General features: G+C 69.3%; 22 protein-coding genes and 2 pseudogenes. 14 read left to right on the forward strand and 10 right to left on the reverse strand.

Annotation, left to right across the window (positions count from 1 at the left end; all coding sequences use genetic code 11):
• Positions 1-270 precede the first annotated feature (270 nt).
• From ACWGJM_RS20450 to ACWGJM_RS20460, 3 genes are all read left to right on the forward strand, one after another.
• The gene (locus tag ACWGJM_RS20450) at positions 271-2,106 is read left to right on the forward strand and encodes a SpoIIE family protein phosphatase (RefSeq protein ID WP_453413096.1); all 1,836 of its coding nucleotides are present in this window, start codon (positions 271-273) and stop codon (positions 2,104-2,106) included.
• A gap of 411 nt (positions 2,107-2,517) precedes the next feature.
• Entirely contained in the window at positions 2,518-3,156 is a 639-nt protein-coding gene (locus ACWGJM_RS20455) for a DUF6215 domain-containing protein (protein ID WP_453413184.1), read from the forward strand.
• A gap of 2 nt (positions 3,157-3,158) precedes the next feature.
• Positions 3,159-3,503 carry a hypothetical protein gene (locus tag ACWGJM_RS20460; protein WP_453413097.1) on the forward strand — a complete coding sequence of 115 codons (345 nt, stop codon included), beginning with the start codon at positions 3,159-3,161 and terminating at the stop codon, positions 3,501-3,503.
• Between the two features lie 407 nt (positions 3,504-3,910).
• Here the strand turns inward: ACWGJM_RS20460 and ACWGJM_RS20465 are convergent, their stop codons facing one another.
• From ACWGJM_RS20465 to ACWGJM_RS20480, 4 genes are all read right to left on the reverse strand, one after another.
• Complete coding sequence (locus ACWGJM_RS20465) at positions 3,911-4,822, reverse strand: NAD-dependent protein deacetylase (protein WP_453413098.1); 912 nt, start codon at positions 4,820-4,822, stop codon at positions 3,911-3,913.
• A gap of 224 nt (positions 4,823-5,046) precedes the next feature.
• Entirely contained in the window at positions 5,047-6,036 is a 990-nt protein-coding gene (locus ACWGJM_RS20470) for a magnesium and cobalt transport protein CorA (protein ID WP_453413099.1), read from the reverse strand.
• Positions 6,037-6,155: 119 nt separating this feature from the next.
• On the reverse strand, positions 6,156-6,335 hold the full coding sequence (locus tag ACWGJM_RS20475) for a hypothetical protein (RefSeq protein WP_453413100.1): 180 nt from the start codon (positions 6,333-6,335) through the stop codon (positions 6,156-6,158).
• A complete protein-coding gene (locus tag ACWGJM_RS20480) occupies positions 6,332-6,622 on the reverse strand; it encodes a hypothetical protein (RefSeq protein WP_453413101.1) in 291 nt (96 codons plus the stop codon). Before ACWGJM_RS20480 ends, ACWGJM_RS20475 begins: the two co-directional genes overlap by 4 nt.
• Positions 6,623-6,703: 81 nt before the next feature.
• On the opposite strand from ACWGJM_RS20480, the gene ACWGJM_RS20485 reads away from it, so the two are divergent.
• The gene (locus ACWGJM_RS20485) at positions 6,704-7,801 is read left to right on the forward strand and encodes an NAD(P)/FAD-dependent oxidoreductase (RefSeq protein WP_453413102.1); all 1,098 of its coding nucleotides are present in this window, start codon (positions 6,704-6,706) and stop codon (positions 7,799-7,801) included.
• Positions 7,802-8,475: 674 nt separating this feature from the next.
• On the opposite strand, the gene ACWGJM_RS20490 is transcribed toward ACWGJM_RS20485, so the two are convergent.
• Positions 8,476-9,390, reverse strand: a complete 915-nt coding sequence (locus tag ACWGJM_RS20490; protein ID WP_453413103.1) for a LysR substrate-binding domain-containing protein — start codon at positions 9,388-9,390, stop codon at positions 8,476-8,478.
• 144 nt (positions 9,391-9,534) lie between these two features.
• Here ACWGJM_RS20490 and ACWGJM_RS20495 point away from each other — a divergent pair, with 144 nt between their 5' ends.
• The 5 genes from ACWGJM_RS20495 to ACWGJM_RS20515 all read left to right on the forward strand — a co-directional run bounded on the left by ACWGJM_RS20495 (position 9,535) and on the right by ACWGJM_RS20515 (position 13,676).
• The gene (locus ACWGJM_RS20495) at positions 9,535-10,545 is read left to right on the forward strand and encodes an aldo/keto reductase (protein WP_453413104.1); all 1,011 of its coding nucleotides are present in this window, start codon (positions 9,535-9,537) and stop codon (positions 10,543-10,545) included.
• A gap of 27 nt (positions 10,546-10,572) precedes the next feature.
• On the forward strand, positions 10,573-10,992 hold the full coding sequence (locus ACWGJM_RS20500) for an SRPBCC family protein (protein ID WP_453413105.1): 420 nt from the start codon (positions 10,573-10,575) through the stop codon (positions 10,990-10,992).
• A 236-nt stretch (positions 10,993-11,228) separates the two neighbouring features.
• Entirely contained in the window at positions 11,229-11,420 is a 192-nt protein-coding gene (locus ACWGJM_RS20505) for a hypothetical protein (RefSeq protein WP_453413106.1), read from the forward strand.
• A 398-nt stretch (positions 11,421-11,818) separates the two neighbouring features.
• On the forward strand, positions 11,819-12,451 hold the full coding sequence (locus ACWGJM_RS20510; protein WP_453413107.1) for a glyoxalase: 633 nt from the start codon (positions 11,819-11,821) through the stop codon (positions 12,449-12,451).
• A 1,000-nt stretch (positions 12,452-13,451) separates the two neighbouring features.
• Positions 13,452-13,676, forward strand: a complete 225-nt coding sequence (locus ACWGJM_RS20515; protein ID WP_453413108.1) for a winged helix-turn-helix transcriptional regulator — start codon at positions 13,452-13,454, stop codon at positions 13,674-13,676.
• A gap of 359 nt (positions 13,677-14,035) precedes the next feature.
• Here ACWGJM_RS20515 and ACWGJM_RS20520 read toward each other — a convergent pair whose 3' ends face one another.
• Positions 14,036-14,722: an SGNH/GDSL hydrolase family protein gene (locus ACWGJM_RS20520; RefSeq protein ID WP_453413109.1), complete on the reverse strand. Its 687-nt coding sequence runs from the start codon at positions 14,720-14,722 to the stop codon at positions 14,036-14,038.
• Between the two features lie 54 nt (positions 14,723-14,776).
• Between ACWGJM_RS20520 and ACWGJM_RS20525 the strand changes: the two genes are divergently transcribed.
• From ACWGJM_RS20525 to ACWGJM_RS20535, 3 genes and pseudogenes are all read left to right on the forward strand, one after another.
• On the forward strand, positions 14,777-15,403 hold the full coding sequence (locus ACWGJM_RS20525) for a TetR/AcrR family transcriptional regulator (RefSeq protein WP_453413110.1): 627 nt from the start codon (positions 14,777-14,779) through the stop codon (positions 15,401-15,403).
• Positions 15,404-15,615: 212 nt separating this feature from the next.
• A complete protein-coding gene (locus tag ACWGJM_RS20530; protein ID WP_453413111.1) occupies positions 15,616-16,479 on the forward strand; it encodes an aminoglycoside phosphotransferase family protein in 864 nt (287 codons plus the stop codon).
• A 268-nt stretch (positions 16,480-16,747) separates the two neighbouring features.
• A pseudogene (locus ACWGJM_RS20535) lies at positions 16,748-17,200 on the forward strand (aldo/keto reductase); the annotation flags it as partial.
• 42 nt (positions 17,201-17,242) lie between these two features.
• On the opposite strand, the gene ACWGJM_RS20540 reads toward ACWGJM_RS20535, so the two are convergent.
• Positions 17,243-17,671, reverse strand: coding sequence for a hypothetical protein (locus tag ACWGJM_RS20540; RefSeq protein WP_453413112.1), 429 nt, complete (start codon positions 17,669-17,671; stop codon positions 17,243-17,245).
• 40 nt (positions 17,672-17,711) lie between these two features.
• Here ACWGJM_RS20540 and ACWGJM_RS20545 point away from each other — a divergent pair, with 40 nt between their 5' ends.
• Positions 17,712-17,951, forward strand: coding sequence for a hypothetical protein (locus tag ACWGJM_RS20545; protein ID WP_453413113.1), 240 nt, complete (start codon positions 17,712-17,714; stop codon positions 17,949-17,951).
• 692 nt (positions 17,952-18,643) lie between these two features.
• A pseudogene (locus ACWGJM_RS20550) lies at positions 18,644-18,903 on the forward strand (integrase core domain-containing protein); the annotation flags it as partial.
• A gap of 126 nt (positions 18,904-19,029) precedes the next feature.
• On the opposite strand, the gene ACWGJM_RS20555 reads toward ACWGJM_RS20550, so the two are convergent.
• The 3 genes from ACWGJM_RS20555 to ACWGJM_RS20565 are packed head-to-tail and all read right to left on the reverse strand — an operon-like array spanning position 19,030 to position 22,018.
• A complete protein-coding gene (locus ACWGJM_RS20555; RefSeq protein ID WP_453413114.1) occupies positions 19,030-19,863 on the reverse strand; it encodes a carbohydrate ABC transporter permease in 834 nt (277 codons plus the stop codon).
• A 2-nt stretch (positions 19,864-19,865) separates the two neighbouring features.
• Positions 19,866-20,777 (reverse strand): carbohydrate ABC transporter permease, encoded by a 912-nt coding sequence (locus tag ACWGJM_RS20560; protein WP_453413115.1) that lies wholly within the window; start codon positions 20,775-20,777, stop codon positions 19,866-19,868.
• Entirely contained in the window at positions 20,774-22,018 is a 1,245-nt protein-coding gene (locus tag ACWGJM_RS20565) for an ABC transporter substrate-binding protein (protein WP_453413116.1), read from the reverse strand. Before ACWGJM_RS20565 ends, ACWGJM_RS20560 begins: the two co-directional genes overlap by 4 nt.
• Between the last annotated feature and the right edge of the window lie 191 nt (positions 22,019-22,209).

Here is a 22,209-nt window from a genome sequence, read left to right on the forward strand (position 1 = left end):
GGACGCAATTCGGCCACCCTCACCCACTCGCCGTCCGGGCCGGAGGCAAGCCGGCCTGTTGCCTCAGATCTGGCGTCAGAGGGCCCCTGTCCGGGGAGGTCAGGGTGGAGAGAGGTGAGTTCAGGCTGGGTGGCAGACTCCATGGCGCCCCATTCCCCGGCAGGCGAAAAGTATGATTTCTCCGCTTAGAGTACATTTCGTCCTGTGTGTGTCGAGAGCGAGATTGGCCGGGAGTCACCAGTGGGGCCGTCCCTTGACCCGCGTCCAGCCGTGGCGCGGACGCGTATCCCCGCCAACGAGCTCGCAGCGTCGGCCGCGCGCAAGTTTCTGCGTGCCGTGCTCACTGAGCGGACCGCCCTGCTCTTCCTCGGGGCACCGGCAATCAGCGACCGGCTCGTCGATGACGCCGTGCTCCTCGTCAGTGAGCTGGTCACCAGCGCTGTCACTCACGCCGGATCCGAGGTCGAGGTGGCCTGCCGCCTCGACGCCGGCGGTTCCCCGGCCGATTCCACGCAGGGCGAGGCCGGGTTGGCAGGTGTCGTGGTGGAGGTGTCGGAGTGCGGTCCCTCCGACTCCCGTTGTAGCGGGAAAGGCGAACAGGGCCACGTGCGCGGCTATGGCCGGCAGTTGATGCGCACACTCGCCGAGTCCTGGGGCACGAACTACCGGCGCACCGGGAAGACAGCCTGGTTCCGTCTGGAATGCGCGGTGGCGACCCCGCTCGCCACCACGGAGCAAGGCGTCGCCGACTCCCTCACCGAGACCGTCCGCCGCCCGCCGGCCCCCGAGCCCGTCCTGCCACACGACCGCCGGGGCCGCAGCGCCGGGTGGGCCGAGCGTGAAGGGCAGTCGTTCCTCGCCGAGGCCGGAGAGCTTCTCGCCGGACAGTTGGACGACGACATGGTCGCGGCGCTCGCCGGACAGCTCCTGGTCCCCAGGCTCGCCGACTGGTGCGGCGTATGGCTGACCACGGACAACGCCGAGATGCGGCTCTCCCATGTCTGGCACAAGGACGAGCGGCAAATCCGCACACTCCGCCTGGCATTGGAGAAGGACCGTCCGTCCGCCAGGCTGAGCACGACCGGTGTCCCATGGCCCTGGCCCGAGTGCGGAGGCGCCGAGAACACGGGCGGCTCGGCGCTGGCGTTCACGCTCGTCTCGGGCGGCCGGTGCCAGGGCACGCTCCTGATCGGCCAGGCGGGATTGCCTCAGCTCACCGATGCCGTCGTACGGCTCGCGGAGGACGTGGCCCGACGCGTGGCCCAGGCAGTGGTCATTGCCCGGCACTACACGCGGCAGGCAAGCATCAGCCGGATGCTCCAGCGCAGGCAACTCCCCCCGTCACTCGCCACGATTCCAGGCATCGACACGGCGATCGTCTACGAGCCCTGCGGTGAGGACCAGACCGTCGGCGGGGACTTCTACGACCTGTTCCCGATGGGAGACCGCCGGTGGTGCTTCCTACTCGGCGACGTGTGCGGCCACGACCTGGAGGCGATGTCCGTCACTGGCCTGGCCCGGCACCTCGTACGGCTGTTGGCACGTGAAGGCCACGGCATCGAGTACCTGCTCAACCGGCTGAACCTCGCCATGGCGGAGGAGGCCGCCGAAGCCGTGGCGTTCCGCGGCGAGCGGGAAGGCTCCCGCTTCCTGAGCCTGCTGTACGGGGAGTTGGAGCCCGACTTGGTCACCGGCGGCGCACGTTGCATGATAGCCAGCGCCGGGCACCCGCCGCCGTTGCGACTGTCGACGGACGGGGCGGTGACTCCGGCCGCGGACTCGCAGATGCTGCTCGGCATCGATGAGCATGCGCAGTTCCACGCCAACTCCTTCACCCTCGCGCCCGGTGAGACGCTGCTGTGCGTGACCGACGGTGTGACCGAACGCCGCAGAGGCACAAGGCAGTTGGACGACGACGACGGCCTGGCGAACGTGCTTCGGGGATGCCTGGGACTCGGCGCGAAGGCCGTGGCCGAACGAGTTCGGCGAGCCGCTCACGACTTCAGCACCGAGCCGATCGACGACGACCTCGCCGTACTGGTGCTGGAGGCAGCGCCGGTACTGGGAACGACGCGGGCGACGAGGAGGCGGGAGCCTCTTGGATGAAGGAGACGTTCGCCCGGCAGCCGGAGGGCACGGGTCCACGCCTGCGAGCCGCCGTCAAGCCTCCGCCTCCGAACCGGTGATCCCGTGCCTGCGTCCGTCCCGCCCGTCCGGCGCGATTCTATGAGGTATGTGTCGGGGGGCTCGGCACCTCCACGAGAGCGATCGGATCGCGGAGGCGCAGGAGCCGTGCACTCCAGCACCACTTCAAGTGACTGCCCCTCAGCTTCTGCACGGTCGTGCCGGGGCTTTGGCCTCGGCGACGCCCTACTCGGAACTGTGGCCTCCGCCATGGCGAACGTGGTCTTGTCCTGGTGAGATCACCGCGTGCTTGGTTTTCTCCTCCGTCGCCTGCCGTTCTGGGTCCGCGAGCCCCTGTTCATCGGGATCGGTTCTGTTCTCGGCGTGCGCATCATGTATCTCGCCATCCAGGACCACGACCGGGTCGCGGTCGGTCTCGGCATTGTCTTCCTCGTGTTTACCGCGATACGCGTCTACGCGGTGGTCCGGGCCCTGCGCGTACGCCGGAATGCGGGTCCGGCGGCCTCCGCGGACGGGGCGGTCGATGCTGGTGCCCAGACCCAGACCCAGACCCAGACCCAGACCCAGACCCAGACCCAGACCCAGACCCAGACCCAGGCCCAGGTTCAAGCCCCGGCCCAGGCCGCAGCTGGGCCGGGTCCCGGCCCGGCCAGTGCGGAGAAGGAGCCCAACGCGTGGGGCCAGGCCGTCGCGGCCGTAGCCGTGTTCGGGGCCCTCGCGGCCGCGCTGTGGGTGGCTCCACGCGTGCTGCCGTCCGACGACGGCGCGGCGCAACGCGCCTCGTGTTCGAGCGGGGACCACGAGGAGCTGCCGAAGGCCTACAAGGAGACGCCCCGGGCTGTGACCGGTGACGAGCTGTGCAAGGCGCTCAACCGGCCCGACCTGGCCCAGCTCCTTGGGACGCCCGGAGAGACCGCGATGACGGCTTCCGGCACCAGCGACACCGCTGCCCTGACTGGTGGGAAGGTTGCCCAGCCGGAGCTGAGATCGCGTTCGACACGTACACCGTGAATGTGTCGGCCACTTACAACGAGCTGTCGACTGCCCAGTACGTGAAGCTGATGAAGTTCGGGGACGAGAAGAACGTCAGGACGCTTACGGTTCTGGGCCGGCCCGCGGTCTTCTCCTCGGACCACACCATGAAGTTCAAGATCGATCTGGGAAGCGGCGGATCCGGCGGACCGGTTGAGGAAGGCCCCGTGGCCAGGACGCTGTCCGTGGCGCTGGACCGGAAGGACCGGGGCGGCTATGTCGACATCACCGTGTGGAGCGCGTCCGGAGCCCTCCCGGACGACAGCGCTCTCCTCGACATCGCTGACAAGGTCCTGCCGACGATCCCCGAACGAACCGTTCGCTGAGACGCCGGAGATGTCTGCCGAAGCGGCCGGCGGCGACCGAGCAAGTGACCCCGATGAAGGGGCGACGGTACGGCGTCGTCGCTGAGCCGGCCTCGGATCTGGGGCACGCCGACCGTGAGTCGAAGCGGAGCCGTTGTGTGCGGGAATCCCGGCACACGGCGCGGTTCGTCGCAGCGGCTGCGCACCATGTCGGAGCAGGAGAGCACGGCCGCCATCCAGTACACGCGGAGCCGGCGCACTCGGCAGGCGCTGGAGAGCGGCCGCAAGGCGGTGCACGCGGTCAGGAAGCTGCTGGAGACCGAGCCGGACGGCATGATGTCGACACGGGCCGGTCTGTCGCCGGGGCAGGCCGGTGGGGAGGGGACTGGCTCCGTGCTCGCAGGCGGAGGCCGGACGTCCCACCACCGTCACCCTCTTACCTGGGCCGCCGTCCGGCCGTCGACGGGGATGCCCAGCCGGACGGCCACGGTGGTGAGAGCCGTTCCCAGCGGGAGCGCGGCCCGGGTGAGGGCGTGCCGGTCGCCTCGGGTCGGGTCCCGGTTGACGATCAGCACCGGCTTCCCGGCCTCGGCCGCCTGGCGGACGAACCGGAGCCCGGACATCACCGTCAGGGAGGATCCCAGGACCAGTAGCGAGGTCGCCTCACGGACCAGCCGGCGGCAGTGCTCGACCCGCTGTGGCGGCACGGCTTCACCGAAGAACACCACGTCCGGTTTGAGGATGCCGCCACAGGCCGTGCAGGGCACCACCCGAAAGTCCCCGACTTGTTCGTCGGTGAGATCGGCGTCACCGTCGGGGTTGATGCCGGCGGCCACCGGCTCGAAGCCCGCATTGGCCTCCTCCAGCCGTCGAGCGAGTTCCCGGCGCGGGCTGAAGGCGCCGCAGGAAAGGCACACGACCCGGGCCAGGCTTCCGTGGAGTTCCACGGCGCCCTCGCTGCCGGCGGCCTGGTGCAGGCCGTCGACGTTCTGAGTGATCACACCCGATAGCAGGCCGTGCCGCCCGAACGCGGCTACGGCCCGGTGCCCGGCATTGGGACGGGCGCGGCCGAAGGTGCGCCAGCCGAGGTGGCTGCGCGCCCAGTACCGGCGCCGGGCCTGGGCGCCGGCGGTGAAGTCCTGGTAGGTCATCGGGGTGTGCCGGCTCAGGCTCCCGCCCTCGCCCCGGTAGTCGGGAATGCCCGACTCCGTGGAGATGCCGGCCCCGCTGAGCACCAGCACACCGCCGGTGCTCAGCGCATCGGCGACCGGCCGCAGATCCGTGGTGGCCGGAGGCAGGTCCTCGGTGGGGGTCCAGCTCAAAGTGGGGCGCATGCGCATGCCGCCAGGGTACGGAACGGGATGCCTTCCGCACGCCCGCTCCACTGTCTGCTCGACCGTCTCCACCTGGCGCCGCACCGTGCGCGTGCCCTGCGCGTGTTCCTTGCACTGCGGTGCAGGTGTCGGCGGTGCCCGGGACGACGTGTGCCGTCTGTGCCGTCTGTACCGGTCAGCTCAGAAGGGTCTCGGAGGTGAGCGGACAGCGGCCTGAGGCGCGGTCGCCGTCACAGCCAGCCGTTGCGGCGGAACGCCCGGTACAGCAGGCCTGACCCGAGGGCCATCACGGCAAGCGCGCACGGGTAGCCGTAGCGCCAGTCCAGTTCGGGCATGTGGGCGAAGTTCATGCCGTAGATCCCGGCGACCATGGTGGGGATTGCGAAGACGGCAGCCCAGGCGCTGATGCGGCGCATGTCGTCGTTCTGCCAGATACCCACTTTGGCGAGATGAGCATCGAGGACGGAGGCGAGCAGGTCGTCCAGGGCGCGGACTTCGGTGTCGGTGCGGGTGAGGTGGTCGGTGACGTCACGGAAGTACGGCACGACCTGCCGCGGCCAGTCGTCCCGCGCCGTGGTGAAGGGCTGCATGACCGGGACCAACGGCTGGATGGCGTCGCGGAACTCCACCACCTCACGTTTGAGCGAGTAGACCTGCTCGGTCAGGTCGTCGCGGGCGGGTGAGAACACGCACCGCTCCAGGTCCGTCAGGTCCGTCCGTACTTGGGCGGCGGCCTCGGCGTAGGCGTCGACGATCACATCGGTCACCGCGTGCAGGACGCTGACCGGCCCCAGGCGTGCCATGTCCGGCTGCCGCGCGAGTCGGCGCGCCGCTTCCACCGTGGGATCGTTCGCTCCGTGCCGCACGGTGAGTGCGAAGGAGGGGCCGAGGAAGATCATCACTTCGCCGGTTTCCACATCCGCTGTCTTCTCGACGAACCACAAGGTCTTCACCGCGACCGCAAGCACGTCGCCGTAGCGCTCCTGTTTGGGCCGCTGGTGGGCCTGTACCGCGTCCTCGACGGCAAGAGGATGCAGCTTCAGGTACTCGGCCAGCCGCTGCACCTCCTCCTCGCGGGGTTCGTCCATGCGGATCCAGGCGAACTCGTCCGGCTTCAGCACTGCAAGGCGGTCCAGGGCCGCCTGACATCCCGCGTCCGCCTGCCGGCAGTCGATCTGTTCCCAGTCACCCGTCCGCTCCCGGTAGATCACGCACTCCATGCCCTTTCGGATGCTTCCGCCACTGCATTCCATGCCTCCGGGAGTGCAAAGCCCGTCGCTGTGAGCTGTTCGCATCCTGGTGGACTGTGGAACGTGGTGGGGGCAGCAATGGCGGCCCGTCAGGAATGGCTCGGTGCCGACTCCGTCTCGGCGACGGGTGCCGCGGCGCGGCGGGGGAGCGGCAGCGGGGTCGCCAGCAGGAGCACGCAGGCCGGTCCGATGACCGTGCGCGGGCCGGGCAGGACGCCCAGTACGCCCCACAAGGCCATCAGGAGCGCGGTCGAGGCCGTGGTCGTCACCGACCAGGCGGACAGCGTGCGGGCGGCCCGGTCGGCCGCGGTGCGCTCGAGGCGTGGGCGGCGCAGACGGGGTTGAAGACCCCGCGGCAGAAGATCGGCCCGAGCTCGACGCCCATCACCAGCAGCAGCCCTCCGGTCCCCGGCCCCAGGCAGGCCGGGCCGACGGGCCACAGCGCGCGCAACGCACCGGCCACGGCCAGGATCTGGTACTGCCCCCGCCGGGTGACGAGCGGACGGGCCGGCCGCGAACCGAGCGGCCGGCCGATCGAGGACGCTGGCATTGTCATGCACCTGCTGGCACCGTGGATGCAGCGGCGCATGGGTGGTGTGCTGTCAGAAGAAGTCGGTCGCGTCAAGAGGAGCAGCTAATGCGAGTGGTGGTCGTCGGCAGCGGCATCGCTGGTGCGGCAGCCGGTTACGAGCTGACTCGGGCCGGGGTGGATGTGGTCCTGGTGGACTCGCTGGTCCCAGGCCGCGCGACGTCGGCCGGCGCGGGCATCATCTCCCCGTGGTCGTCCCGGGTGGACGACGAGGACTGGTACCGGCTCGCGGTCGCCGGGGCAGAGCACTATCAAGAGTTGCTGGCGGCGTTGGCTGCTGACGAGGAGACCGAGTTCGGCTACCGGCGTGTCGGCTCGCTGCGCCTCGTCGATGAGGCCGAAGCCACTCAGGCGCTGGAGCGCGTGGCCGAGCGCGCCGCCAAGTCCCCGATGGCCGGCGAGGTGGAGTTGGTCAGCGCTCGCCGGGCCCGCGAGCTCTTCCCGCTCCTCGCACACGACGGCCCGGCGATCCACGTCCCGGGAACGGCGCGCCTGGACGGACGCTCTGTCCGCGACGCGATGCGCCGTGCCGCGGTCCGGCGCGGCGCCCGGATCATCGAGGGCACGGCCGCGATCGTCGCCGACGGCGCGGTCCGCGGGGTACGGGTCGACGATGTGTTCGTCGGCGCGGACGCCGTGATCGCGGCGGCCGGTGCCTGGTCGCCACAGCTGCTCGAACCGATCGGGGTCCGGGTACGCATCGCGCCCCAGCGCGGCCAGATCATGCACCTGCGGCTGCCTGGCGTGGAAACCGTCGACTGGCCGGTCGTGCTGCCGCGGTCGCAGCACTACATCCTTGCCTTCGACGACTCGCGGGTCGTGGTCGGCGCAACCCGCGAGGACGACGTCGGTTTTGACCACCGGGTGACCGCGGGCGGGATGGCGGAGGTGCTAGGCGAAGCGCTGTCTGTGGCCCCCGGGCTGGCCGGGGCGACGCACGTGGAGACCCGCATCGGGTTCCGCCCGGTGGGGCCCGACGTCCGGCCGCTGCTCGGCGTGGTTCCGCAGGTCGCCGGGTTGGTCGTGGTCAACGGCCTCGGGGCGTCCGGCCTGACGGTCGGCCCCTACGCGGGTGCGGTCGCGGCGCGGTTGGCCCGCCAGGTCGATCCGGGGATCGACCTGGCGCCCTATGACCCGCTGCGCTGAGGGCTCAGTCCCACCCGCCGACCCCCGACCTGCCGCAATGTGACGTCGCCGCACAGGAGTACGGCGGCATCACCTGCGCAGGCGCCGCATCCTCCCGGCCGCGGCCTGGGACGGTGAGCGGAATCCGCGCGCCGTGTGGTGGGCCGGTCCGTCGCCGGCCGCCTGTGCACCGGGCTCGCCGTGGACACGCCGGGGCTGGTCCGGGCGAGGCGGCGTGTGTCCGCAGCGGCCCGTCGGCGGGGACCGCGAAGATCGAGGGGAGACGGTCGGGTTGAAGCGGTCGGCGGGGCGGGGCCGACTGGACGGGGAGACTTCGAGGGCGCTTCCCCTTGGCCCCTCGCCGCACGGGGCGCGATCGGCGAACCCGGGGCAGCGCCGTTCTCGCTGGATGTGAAGGTGCGGGCCGGTATGAATCCGCCGGGGAAGGGCCCGGAGGAAGCCGTGGCGCATTCCCGCGGTCGTCCTGGCCGGCTTCCGCCCAGGGGCGCCTGATCGGCCGCACCGAACTCCCGCCCCTTCAACCGGCTCGCTTCGCGGGCCAGCAATGACCAACTCCTGCCCGGGCATCTGTCCATGGCGGCAGCATCGCCGTCGGCAGGTGAACCTGCCCAACCAAGGGCCTCATGCCATCCGCTACTTGACGAACAGTCAGTGCTGAGCACCTCGCGGTTCGTTCAGCCAGCGGATTGCTCCTCCTCGGCACCGGTGGCCAGGACCGTCGCGCGGAACGACGCGACGACCGGCCGTAGATCGATCTGGTGCCAGACCGCCCACAGGCGCACGGAATTTTCGAACCAGGGGAGTGGGCGGACGGTGACGCCTGACGTACGGCCATGCAGCATGCTCTTCTGTACGAACGCCGTGCCGAGCCCGGACGCCACAAGACCCAGCGCGGTGAGGGGTTCCGGAGCTTCGAACCGGATGTCGGGGGTGAACCCTGTTGCGGCGCATGCTGCGACGAAGCCGTCCCGCCACACGAGGTCTTGACTGTTCTCGATGGCGATCCACGGCTGGGCGTCGAGGTCTTCGGGCAGGATTTCTTCGGCCTCGGCCAGTGGGTGGCTGCTGGGAAGAGCCAGGAGCAGGGGGTCTTGAAGAAGCAGCGCGCTGCGCAGATCCGGATCCGTCTCGGGTGGCGCCTCGGGTACCAGGGCGATGTCCAGGCTGCGTTGGCGCAGGCCTTCGAACTGCTGCGAGGCGGTCAGGTCGTAGAGGGCGACGTGGATGCCGGGGCGCTCTTCGTGCAGGGTGCGCAGGGCCTGGGGCAGGAGGCCGGTGTGCATGGCGTCGCCCACATACCCCACGCACAGGCCACCTTCCTCGCCGCGGCCGAGGCGTCGGCCGAGGTTCTCCAGCCGGTCCGCGTGGCGCAGCAGGGCTGTGGCCTCGGTGAGGAAGACGCGGCCGTCGGAGGTGAGCCGGATGCGCTGCTGACTGCGCTCGAAGAGCGTCAGGCCCAGGTTCCTCTCCAGCTGGGCGATCTGCCGGCTGAGCGGGGACTGCGAGATGTGCAGGCGTTCGGCAGCCCGCCCGACGTGCTCCTCTTCGGCCACGGTCACGAAATAGCGAAGTTGTCGCAGGTCAAGCATGTAAGACCTCGGGGGACTCAAGTGTGTCCAAGCAAGTCTTGGACAGTCTGATTCCTCGATCCTAGCGTCGGTGGAGCAAGAGGCGCGGATCAGGAGAAACCTCCTCGAAGCCGCGTATCGCCAATCGAGACAAGGATCTTCCCCATGGGCATCAAGCACCTTCTGCCCGGCTCCCTCGGCTTCGGTACCGCGCCGTTGGGCAACATGTTCCGCAGCATCCCGGACGACGAGGCCGCGGCCACCGTCGAGGCCGCCTGGGACCATGGCGTCCGCTACTTCGACACCGCCCCGTTCTACGGCGCCGGCCTGTCCGAGATACGCCTCGGCGAGGTGCTCGCCGGCCGGCCGCGCGACGCGTACGTGCTCAGCACCAAGGTCGGCCGCGTCATCCTCGACGAGCTGGAGGACCCGGCCGCCCGCGACCTCGGCGAGAAGGGTGGCCTGTTCGAGCACGGCCACCCGAACAAGATGATCGACGTCTACACGGCCGACGCCACCCTGCGTTCGATCGAGGACAGCCTCACCCGCCTGAAGACGGACCGCCTCGACATCGTCTGGGTCCACGACGTCGCTCAGGACTTCCACGGCGACGACTGGCTGTCCGTCTACGAGACCGCGCGCACCGGCGCCTTCCGCGTCCTGCAGCGACTGCGCGACGAAGGTGTCATCAAGGCCTGGGGCCTGGGCGTCAACCGCGTCGAGCCGATCGAGCTGACGCTCGACCTGGACGAGCCCAAGCCCGACGCGTTCCTCCTCGCCGGCCGTTACACCCTCCTCGACCACGAACGGTCTCTGCAGCGCCTGCTGCCCGCGGCCACCGAGCAGGGTGTCGACATGGTCGTCGGCGGTCCCTACAGCTCCGGCGTGCTCGCCGGCGGGACGCACTTCGAGTACCAGCAGGCCCCGGCGGACATCGTCGCCAAGGTAGAACGGATCAAGGCCCTCGCCGCCGGGCATGGCATGAGCATCAAGGCCGCTGCCCTGCAGTTCGCCCTGGCCCACCCCGCCGCGGCCGCCGTCGTCCCCGGCGCCACCCGGCCCAGCCGTATCGCCGAGGACGTCGCCGCCCTCGCCGAGTCCGTCCCGGCCGCCTTCTGGACCGCCCTGCGCGACGAGAAGCTCATCGCCGCAAACGCCCCCACCCCCACAGCCTGACCCCCTCCGTACCGGAAAGCACTCACCATGGCTTCCACCGCCGCATTCATCGACATCCCGAAAAGCCCCGACCGCGTCTGGCAGCTCATCGGCGGCTTCGGGTCCCTGCCGGACTGGCTCCCCTACATCCCCGGGAGTGAACTGAGGGAGGGCGGGCGCGTGCGCCGCCTGACCAACCAGGACGGCGGCGTCATCGTCGAACGCCTCCAGGCCTTCGACCACACCGCGCGCAGCTACTCGTACGCCATCGAGCAGGCGCCATTCCCCGTGACCGGCTACCTCTCCACCTTGAGCGTGCATGCTGTCCCCGGCCAACCCGACGCCTCTCGCGTCGAATGGTCCGGTTCGTTCACCCCCGTGGGCGTCAGCGACGCCGATGCCGAGGAGCTCTTCCACGGCATCTACACCGACGGACTCGCCGCGCTCCTGAAGACCGTACGAGCCTGAGGAACAAAGGCATCACCGAGCGGCCGACGGTGCCGCTCGGTGATGCCACGCGTGAACTCACCTCACGCCGTGTCGGCGAGGGCTTCAGCGCCCTCCTTAGGTTCGCGGGGGGCCGTCGCCGCGCGCACCGCATCCGCGTCGAACGGGTCCGCCGCGTGCGCGGGCATCGGCAACAGCCGCCTGTCCCGAGCACCACTCGCGGCCGTGTCCCGGCTCGGCCATGTTGATCCGTATCCTTGCTTCGACACAACCCGGAGGTAAGGACCCGTGGCGCGGCGGCCGACTCCCTGACCGACGTCACCCAGACCCTCGCCCTGGTCGACGGCATCCCGCCCGTGGGCGGCAAGACCGGCAGGTCACGGCGCCGACCCGACGCCGTGCTCGGCGACAAGGGATACGACGGCCACCCCGACCGCCGCGAACGGTAAAGGCGCCGCCTCCTGCCGGTGATCTTCCGCAAGGGCGCTCCGACATCAGGGACCTGGCAAGCTCCGTCACGTCGTCGAGCAGACCCTTCTCGCTCCTGCACCACGACAAGCGCCTGGCCGTCCGGTGGGAGAGATGCCGCGATCCAGGCGACGCCCTCGTATGCCTGCCCTGTCCGCCGCGGCCGATGCCCGGCTGTCCGCGCCGATCGTCCTGGCCGGCCAAGCACCGTTCGACTTGCTGGTCAGTACGTGGCGCACCGGTACCGACCTCGTCGGCCACCTGCCCGCCGTTCTGGCACATCCCGCGCCTGCACCCGGTCTCTGCCGCAAGTGGTCCGAGGTGAACCGGTCAGTTTTCGAGAAGCGCCGAGCACCCGGCCGTTACTACCGTCGAAGGTATGAACTCCATCGATGCCGTCGTCTTGGAAGTGGCTGACCTCACGGCTGCCACCCGTTTCTACTCCACCGTCCTCGGGTCGGACTCTTCGCACGTGCGTCTGCGCGCATCCGGGGAGCTCACGGCCGGCTTCCGAGGGTTCACGCTGTCGCTGGTGGTGTCCCAGCCGGGCAACGTCGATGCCCTCATCGAGGCTGCCCTCCAAGCCGGCGCCACCAGCCTCAAGACCGCCTCGAAGTCGCTGTGGGGCTACGGCGGGGTCGTCCAGGCCCCGGACGGCACGATTGTGAAGATCGCGACATCGGCGAAGAAGGACACCGGCCCGGTCACCCGGGACTTCGAGGAGCTTGTGCTCCTGCTGGGCGTCGAGGATGTCAAGGCCAGCAAGCAGTTCTACGCCGATCGGGGCCTGAAGGTGGGCAAAAGCTTCGGCGGCAAGTACGTCGAGTTCGCCACGGACTCGGGTCACGTCAAGCTCGCTCTGTACAAGCGCCGCGCTCTCGCCAAGGACGTGGGTGTCCCCGCCGAGGGCACCGGATCGCACCGCCTCGTGCTCACCGGCGCTGCCGGCCCGTGCAGCGACCCGGACGGCTTCCTCTGGGAGGCCACTGTCCCGCTGACCGCCACGGCCTGAGCGGAGGGCCGCTTGCGGGTGGAACCCGAGCCCTTCGACCGGCTCCTGGCTGAACCGCCCCTGTTACATGGGAACGAGCAGTTCCGCGCACCGGACGCCTACCAGCAGCTACCCGCGCTCGCCCCGGCCGGCAGTCCGCCCGCCGACGACACTCCGCCCGGGGCCCTACGCGGACGCGCATCTGATCCGGGCCGCTCGCGGCTGCCGTTTCTGCCTCGGTCCTCGCCTCTCTGACCAGGACCAGGATCGACGACGCTATGCGCAGGGCGAACTTCGTCAAGCGCAACTCGGCCGGCTACATCGACAGTAACGCGCACGGTTCACCGGCCGGGTGGGGAGAGCTTCGTACGGGCCGTCCAGGGCCTCGCCCGCCGGCGCAACCAGCGCTCCGCAACTCACGAGGAGCTTCCCCAGGGGTGCTCCCAGAGCCCTGGATGGATCCCGCGATACCAGGTGAACGAATCTGCTCCTGCCGGCGTCGGTCTACTGTGAAAACTTACATGCTGGATCGTCGCACTGTGTCAGTGACCGTCGCGGCCCTGGTCGCCCTGACGGGATGTTCAGTATCAGCAGCAACCGGGGCGAAAACTGTCACGAGGAACGAGGCGATCACTCAAACGGTCACGGTGAGCGGCGACGATCGCACTCTCACCGTCATGGTGCAGTCGGGTGGATGCGACGGCCCTGCTCACCTGCGGGCATCCGAGACCCGCACGCGGGTCCTCCTCACCGTGCAGATCACCACACGGACGGGTCCGGACGTCGTCTGCCCGGCTGACGCCCGCATCGGCCCTGCCCGCGCGACCCTGCACGCGGCCCTCGGAACGAGGACCGTGACCGACGCGACCACCGGCCGCCGGTTGGCGGTGCGGAGCCATGCCGTCAGAGGCCGAAATTGACGCAGGCGGACCGGCCTTCTGAGCGTCGAGGCCGCAGCAGCCCGCGACGCTGTCGATCGGGCTGCGTACCCGTCCCTGATTGATGAGGTACGGTCCGGTAGTTGACCCAGACCCTGCTCGCGCTGGAACGGGATGGCCTCGTGAACCGCAAGGTCTACCCCACCGTTCCACCTCGCGTGGAGTACGGACTCACCGAGCTCGGGGTCGAGGCCGGACGGCTGACTGGTGTGATCGGCGCACGGTCCGTGGAGCATGCCCAGCAAGTCCTGGCAGCCCGCCAGGACTTCGAGAGTCAGGCCACCACAGCACCAGCACCCGTTCGATAGCCGGTCCGAGACCGATCGGCAACCCGGCGAAGCTATGCGGTCACAGCCCCAGCGCCCTGGCAGGCAACGTTCGCCCCGTCGCGACGCCCGGCAAGCACTCTCGCCGCACCCGTCCACTCCAGCGATCCCCGCGCCACAGCCGGGTCGGTGGTCGACGGGCACAACGTCAGCGGAGCATGAAGGCCGTGGTCCGTGAACAGCGCCTGAATGAGAGAGTCCGGACGCGTGGGCCGTACGGGCAGGCCAGTCCTTCTTGGTCAGCCCGCAGGGCCAGTACGACGTCGCCTAGTGGTGGCGCCGCAGGGACGAGCAAGGGCCACGGCCGGAGGACACCAGGTCTACGGACGTTTCAGCGCTGCTCACGACAGATCTCCGTGCGTACCGAGCACACCGGCCAGCCCTTTGACGACTTCGGCGGCCATCACGGCCTGGCCCGTGGCGGCGAAGTGGATGCCGTCCGTGCTCAACAAGTCGGAGCGGTCATTGACCGGGTGATCCCACATGTCCACCAGCACGGCGCCGTAAGAGCGGGCCAGGTCCCGGGTGATGGCGTTGACGGTATGGATCCTGTGGTCCCAGTCCGGAAAGGCCGCGACCTGGAAGGCCCGGCCGAGCGTGAACACGGTCAGCTGCGCACCGGTGGCCGCGGCGGCGTCGAAGACACGCCGCAGGGTTTGTTCGATCAGTGCGTAGTCCGGTTCCGGGCGGAACAGGTCGTTCGCGCCACACGGCACATGGACCAGATCCGGCTGGAAGTCGGCCAGCCGCTGCGCCTGTGTCGCCAGGATCCGTGCGGTTGTCGCGCCTATCTCGGCGATGTTCGAGTAGGCCAGGCCGGGGTGGATCCGGCGCAGCACGCCGACGACGCGGCCGGCCCAGCCGCCGGCAGCGTATCCGGGGCGCGGGTCGCCGGTCCCGGCCGAGAGGCTGTCGCCGATGACGGCGAACCGGCGCCAGGGAGCGTCGGCGAGCAGCGCGGCGGCGCGGTCCGCGGGCAGGCAGAAGGGGTCTGATTCCTCGTTCACGGGTGTGGTCAACTGAGTCACGAACAAACCGTACGACCGATCGTACGTATTCTTCAAGCATGGCAGGATGGAGCTATGAACGAGCTCCGGAAGGCTGAGGCTCCGGAACGCGCGGACCTCCGCCTGGTCCGCGGCGACCGGACCCGCAAGGCGATCACTCGCCACGCCGCCGACATGGCATCCCTGGAAGGGCTGTCCGGGCTGAGCATCGGCCGGCTGGCCACCGACCTGGGTCTGAGCAAGAGCGGGGTGGCGACCCTGTTCGGGACGAAGGAAAAGCTCCAACTCGCCACCGTCGAAGCGGCCCGTGACGCGTTTCTGGACGAAGTGGTGCGCCCGGTTCCGACCACCCCGCGGGGCGCCGAGCGACTGCGTTCCCTCACAGAACACTGGATCGCCTACGCGAGCACGCCGCTTTTCCCGGGTGGCTGCTTCTGGGCGGCGAACCTTCCCGACTTCGACAGCCGCCCCGGCCCGGTCCGTGACGCGCCGGCCCGGCAGCGGCGGGAGTGGCTGGCCCTGCTCGCGGACGAGTTCCGCCATGCCGCCGAGGTGAGGCAGACCCCAGAAGTCGACGCCGAGCTCGCCGCGTTCCAGATCGACGCAGTCCTCCTCGCAACCAACACCGCCCTGCGGCTTGGCGACACCGAGGCAGCGGATATGGCCCGGCGGGTCGTTGACGGCTTCCTGCCCCCTGGCTGAGGTGCCGACCAGAGGCTCCTCGAGAAACCTGCACAAGCCCCGACCCGGATCGACCGGCCGGCTCGTGTCGCCCGCTGATCCGGTGTCCGGTGGATACGCCGCGTCGACCAGATCAGCGGACGGTAGCGGTTACAGGTCGCGGACCGGCCACCAGTTGGCCTTCAAGTGCGCCGGGCCGCGGCCGTAGAGTTCTCGCTGTGACAGTTCGCCGAATGCCCGCCGCGGAGGTTTCGGTCTCTGTCGGCCTGGTGCGCCGTCTACTCCACGAACAGCACCCCGACCTGGTGGACCTGCCGGTCGAGGTGCTGGCCAACGGCTGGGACAACCTCGTGTGCCGGCTTGGCGAGGAGTTCCTCGTCCGATTGCCGCGGCGCGCCATGGCTGCCAAGCTCGTCGCGCATGAGCAACGGTGGTTGCCGGAGTTGTCCCGCCGCTTGCCGTTGCCTGTGCCGGCGCCGGTGCGTGTCGGGAGGCCGACGGCTCAGTACCCGTGGTCCTGGAGTGTCGTGCCGTTTTTCCCGGGCCGGATCGCGGCGCGGTCCGAGCCCGACGATCCTTGGTCGGCCGCGGCGGCGCTCGGCGGTTTCCTGGACGCGCTCCACGTCCCGGCCCCTTCGGAGGCGCCCGTCAACCCGTTTCGCGGGATTCCGCTGGCCGGACGCGCCGAGGGTGTCCTGACTGGGCTGGCGCACGTCGACCTGGCCGACCGTGCCACCGCACTGAGGGTCTGGGAAGCGGCTGTCGCCACGCCCGCTTGGGGCGGACCGCCGGTGTGGCTGCACGGGGACCTGCACCCGGCCAACCTCGTGGTCGACCGCGGCCGGATCAGCGCCGTGATCGACTTCGGTGACATCACCTCCGGCGATCCCGCCACTGACCTGTCCGTGGCCTGGATGCTGTTCACCGCGGAGCAGCGTGCTGCCCTTCGACAGGCGTATGGCCGTGCGGACGACGCGACCTGGGAGCGGGCCCGCGGGTGGGCGCTTGCCCTGTCCCTGATCTTCCTGTCGCACTCGGCGGACAACCCACTGATGCGCGGCATCGGTGAGCGTGCCTTCCGTGCGGTGCTGGAGTAGCGGTCGGCCTCCAGGTTCTACCCGGCAGAGCATGGCGCCGTGCGCTCCAGGGCGCTTGACCCGCAATAGCGGCCGAGGGGTGGAGGGCGGGCTGGTCGCGGGCGGGGCCGGGCGAGGTCCCCCACGCAGGCCCCGACGGTCAGCAGCCCGCCGGCGAGGAAGATGCCCCACACATCGTCGAGCGGCAGGACCAGGCCAATGGGCATCGGCGTGCGTTCTTCGTCAGCCGAAGGGGATAGGGCGTGACATCGGTGGGCGGCGGCGCTGAATGGGAGTACTGGTCTGGAGCCCCCTCGCCTTCGGATTCCTCACCGGCAAGCACCGCAGGCACCAGCCCATCGACCTGGCAGCCGGCCGCGCCGCGCTCCGCCCGGCATTCTTCGATCCCGCGATCGCCGAGAACACCGCCAAGCTCGACGCCGTCGAACAGCTCATCGAACTCGCGGCAGGCATCGGCTGCACCCTCCCGCAGCTCGCCGTGGCTTTCACCGTGGCCCACCCCGCCGTCACTTCGGCGATCATTGGCCCGCGAACCATGCCGCAGCTGGAGGACCTACTCGAGGGCGCCGCGCTCACCCTGGATGATGCGACCCTCGACCGGATCGACGAAATCGTGCCGCCCGGGGTGAACCGGTACAACCCCAGCGCGTCCCTCCCGCCACGATCACTGACCGACACCGCCTTGCGGCGCCGCCCACTCGCCGAACGCGCCGCGGCCTGAAGTTGGCCAAGGGGCCGCGACGACTCCGAGAGGTCCAGACCCTCACCCCGGGCACCGGCGTGCCCATGAGGCAACCGTGCGATGCAAGGGGGCCGCGAACGCAACGACGAACAAGCCGAAGAGTGTGATGGGCAACAGCCAGAGCAGCTGCGGAGGATCATCCCGCAGCCAGTGCCGGTTGCCCCACCAGTTCGCGCTGACGTCCATCACCATCACAGCACTTGCCAGCCAGATCCCTTCCCGCCGCACAAAACCCACCAGCATTGCAGCCAGCGGATCGAGGATCACCAAGCTGACGAGGAACACCTGCACAGGGACCTGATGAAACGACGCATAGGCGTGGATGCCGCCACGGATCAGGTCTGCGATGTGAGAACACGTGCCCTCAGTGAAACCGATCAGGTACACCGCGAGCACCCATCTCGCCCACAACGGCTGCGCACCCCACCGTTCTTGCAGCTCAAAGCCCACCGTGCCACCCTAGACGAGCGCCCGAGCCTCTGTGGAAGAGATGGGCGGCATCGGCGTGATCAAGCGGTCCGTCGCCCGGCAGCTCGGCATGACGCTCAACACAAGGCGCAAGATGGGCTGCGCGGGCGTCTGTCTCCTGGCTCTTACTGGTCCCCTTGCAGGCCGCGTCGTCATCGGCAACAGCGACGGCTACTGGGGACCCGATGTCTCCTCGGCCCAGGACTTCCTTGTTTGGTACGAGCGGTGGCTCGACCACATGGCCCCAGTCCGGGACAACTGAGCGCTCGAACTCACTTCGCCGCAACTCCGCAGCCATCCAAACAGACATCGGCTGGCGCCGGAGATCTGACTCTCCGTGGTTGCGGCACAGAAGGTGAGCCAGAGCCCGGACGTCGTGAGCAAAGCCAGTTGGGCGCTGGGCGGGCTGGAGGCGACGGTCGGCTGCTCCAGGGCGGCGAGCAGGGCGCAGGCCTTGGCCCGGTGCGTGGAGTTGGCGCTGAGTGCTGCGAGGTCCTCGGCCACCGTGACGCTCCTGTGGCGGAGGTCGTCCTCCGGTTTGCGGTGCGGGGTGAGCAGGGGGACGCGGCGGCGGGCGCGCAACCGGTGCCCATGGCGGATCGCCCCCAGGCGCGGAAGATCCTGCGGACGAGGGAGCCGGGCGCCAAGCTCCGGCTCTACGCCGCGTACGTGCGCGGAATCCATGAAATGTTGGGCCGGAGGCGGATCCGGCCCACTTGGCGGACGCCGTCTGGCCCTGACCGGCCCGCAGTTGTACACCCAGCTCACAGCGGGACGGGGCTGGTCCGCCGACACGTACGAGGATGGCTGGCAGACACGCTCACCGCCACGCTCGTGGCCCCTGCGCCCGGGAAGCGATAGGCCCCACGAGTACCTCGAGAAGCTGAACAAGGGCCAGCCCGGCGGCGGGAGCACTCGTACGGGCTGGAACCGAGGCGGCTCGTCCGGCATCAGTTCCACAGAGCCAGAGCCTGGTTCGCCGCTCACGGCATTACCTACATGGAGCGCATCGTCACCGACAAGGCGCGTTCTATCGCGCCGAAGCGTTCGTCCGGGCACTGTTCGCCTCTCGCCACCAGCGGACCACGCCCTACACTCCTCGCCACAACGGCAAGGTCGAGCGCCACAACCGGATCTTCGCCGAAGAGTTCCTCTACGCCCGCACCTGGCCGTCCGAAACGCAGCGCCACGAGGCCCTTTGGACCCGCTGGGTGTCGCTGCCGGACAGGCGAGCTCGCCGGCAGCCAGGGCCCGAAACCGCACCGGGGCGTGTGGGACGGGCCGAGCCAGCACTGTTGGGACCGGTGGCCTCAGGTGGACACGTCCAGCGCCCGATGCCCTCAATCGATCCCGGACCGTTCCACCCCTGCCACGATCCACCGCTGGAAGCACAGGAACACGATCAGCAACGGCAGGATCGATACGGCTGCCGCGACGAACAGCTCGTGCAGCCTGACGACCTGCGACGTGGTGAAGGACGACAGCGCCACCTGCACCGTCCATGCATTCTGGTCCTGCCCGATCACCAGCGGCCACAGGAAGGAGTTCCACGCGCCGATGAACACGATAGTCCCGACGGCGGCGAAGACGGGTCGGGCGTTCGGTACGACGATCAGCCAGTACGTCCGCCAGTAACCGAGCCCATCCACCTGCGCCGCATCCTCCAACTCCGCAGGGAATCCCAGGAAGTACTGCCGGAAGACGAAGCAGGCGAAGGCTGAGAACAGCGTCGGCACGATCAGGCCCCGGAAGGTCGAGATCCAGCCCAGCGACGACACGAGTACGAAACTCGGGACGAAGGTGACGGCGGCCGGAACCATCAGGGTGCCGAGGACCGCGTAGAAGACCTTGTTCGCGTGCCGGTAGGGGATGCGGGCGAGACCGTACCCCGCGAGCGAGGCGAGAAGCAGCGTGCCGAGTGTCGTCGCGACCGCGATCAGCGCGGAGTTGAGCAGGGAGCGGGCGAAGGGGACGGAGGAGTCGCCGAAGAGCTCCCGTACGTTCCCCCACTCCAACTCCGAGGGGAAGAGCGTCCATTCCGGTGAGGTGATGTCCTGCTCACTCGACAGCGCGTTGCGGACGAGGAGATAGAAAGGGATGAGGAAGAGCAGAGCCAGCCCGACCAGCAGGACGAACCGCAGGGCCCGCCCGACCCGTACCACCGCGTCCTCCACCGTCACCCCTCCTTCTTGCCCAGCCCGAACCAGCGTGCCTGACCCACCGTCACGACCACGATGACCAGCGCGAGGATCACCGCGCCGGCGCTGCCGAGCCCCAGGTTCTGCCCCTGGCCGAGGGCCACGTAGTAGAGATAGACGAGCGGCGGACGGGCGTACGGCGGGTATCCGCGGGCGTCCGAGAGGAGGTTGTAGAACTCGTCGAAGGCCTGGAAGGCGTTGATGACGAGGAGCAGGACGACCGCGATCGACGTGGCGCGCAGCTGTGGCAGCGTGATGTACCGCAGCACCTGCCAGCCGGGCCGGGCCCCGTCGACCTCGGCAGCCTCGTACAGCCCGCGATCGATCCGTTGCAGCCCGGCCAGGAAGAGGATCATGTAGAAGCCCGCCTGGAGCCACAACCGCACCGTCACGATCACCAGCCAGTACCAGGGCGGGTCGGTGGTCGAAAGCCAGGCGACCGGGTCGCCGCCGAACCAACCGAGCACGACGTTGGCGAGCCCGAACCGCACGCCGTTGAACACGGACATCTTCCAGATGAGGGCGGCGACGACGTAACTGCACGCTGCCGGAAGGAAGAACACGGACCGGAAGAACGCCTGCGCCCGGCGTACCCGGTTCACCATCAGGGCGAGGGCGAGCGAGAGGACATAGGTCGCGGGCACGATGAACGCCGTGAAGACCAGGAAGGTGCGCAGGCTGTCGACGAAGGCGTCGTCCGACAGCATGGCCGTGTAGTTGTCGAAGCCGACGAAGTGAGTGGGCGTGACGGTGTTGCGGGCGTCGAACAGGCTGAGGCCGACGCTCCACAGCAGCGGCACGTACGTGAACAGACCGAGCCCGACAACGAACGGGCCGACGAAGATCCAGAACCAGAGAGTGCGGTTGCGTACTCTGCGTTCGGCCGTCACGGCTTCTTCTTCACCCGGTCGAGTTCGGCCGACACCTTCCGGACGACCGTCCTCAGTTCGCTCTCCGGATCGGCTCCGCTCTTGATGATCCGGCTCAGCGCATCCTGGTAGGCGGTCTGGCTGGCGGGGGTCCACAGCAGTGGCTGGGCGTAGCCGTGTTCGGTGGTGAAGCGGACGGCGTCGGCGGCCGCACCCGTCTTCAGCTTCCCGGCCTTCTTGGCCAGAGAGATTCGTGCAGGGATGTGGAACCCGTAGGAGAGTGCGAAGTCCTCCTGATAATCGGTGTGTTCGACCCACAGCCACTTCACGAAGTCCTTGGCGGTCTCCTTGTGCCTGCTACGGGCGCTGACAGCGGCCCCGAACGCACCGACGGGGACGGAGGGACTGCCTGATCCGTCCTTGGGGAACGGCAGCACTCCGAAGTCGTCGCCGAGTTCCTTCTGCACCTGGGGCAGCGCCCACAGACCGGACCACTGCATGGCGGTGAGGCCCTGGAGGATGGCGGATGGGTCCGACCAGTCGGCGGGGGCGCCGAGGAGCAGAGACTTGTCGGCGTACAGCTGGTGGACCTTCGCAAGGGCACGTGCGGCGGCCGGGTCGTCGAATCCGACCTTGCCATCGTCCGTGACCAGCTGAAGTCCCGCCGCGTACAGCGGAGTTCCGCCGAGGACACCGGCACCGCCGTCGTTGCCGAGGAAGAGCCCCTTGATCTTTTTCGTGGTCAGTTTCCGGGCGGCTTCGACCAGTGCGTCGAGGGTGGCCGGCGGCTCCACACCCGCGTCCTTCAGCAGACTCTTGCGGTAGTAGAGCAGCTGCATGTCGATGACCTGCGGGATGCCCCAGATCTTCCCGTCGTACGTCTTCGGGGTGAGCACGGCCGGGTTGAAGTCGTCCTTGACGTCTTCGAGCAGGCCGGTGAGATCGACGACCTGGCCTCCCTGGATCTGGTCGAGGGTGGGGCTGCCCTCGAAGACGTCCGGACCGGAGCCGGTGAGCAGCGCGGCGGCGGTCTGCTGGTCGTAGTTGCCGGGCCGCCACTGCACGCTGACATCGGCCTTCTTGTAGGCCGCGGCGTACCGCTTCACCGCCTGCTCGGTGCCCGCCTCGCCGTACTGGTGGTACCACTGCGACAGCGTTGCCCCCGCACCGCTGCCCCCGCCGCGCCCGGTATTGGACCCGCAGGCGGTGAGCAGCCCGGCGCCCACCCCCGCGGCGAGCAGTGCCCTGCGACTGATGGTCATGGTGCGCGCCCCCTGACGGTTCGTCGATTCACGGCCCGAAGGTAAATCATGCGCCCTGTTTGCGGCAGGAGTGTTGCAACGGTTTGTACGTGTCAAGGGGCGCTGTTGCGCCGAAGGGATCCCGCGCGCGGGCACGGCCCCAGCTCAGTGTGTCACCGACCAGGGCGAGGGTGGGGGGTGCCGGCCTCGAG

The organism is Streptomyces sp. NPDC054834 (genome assembly GCF_053611185.1).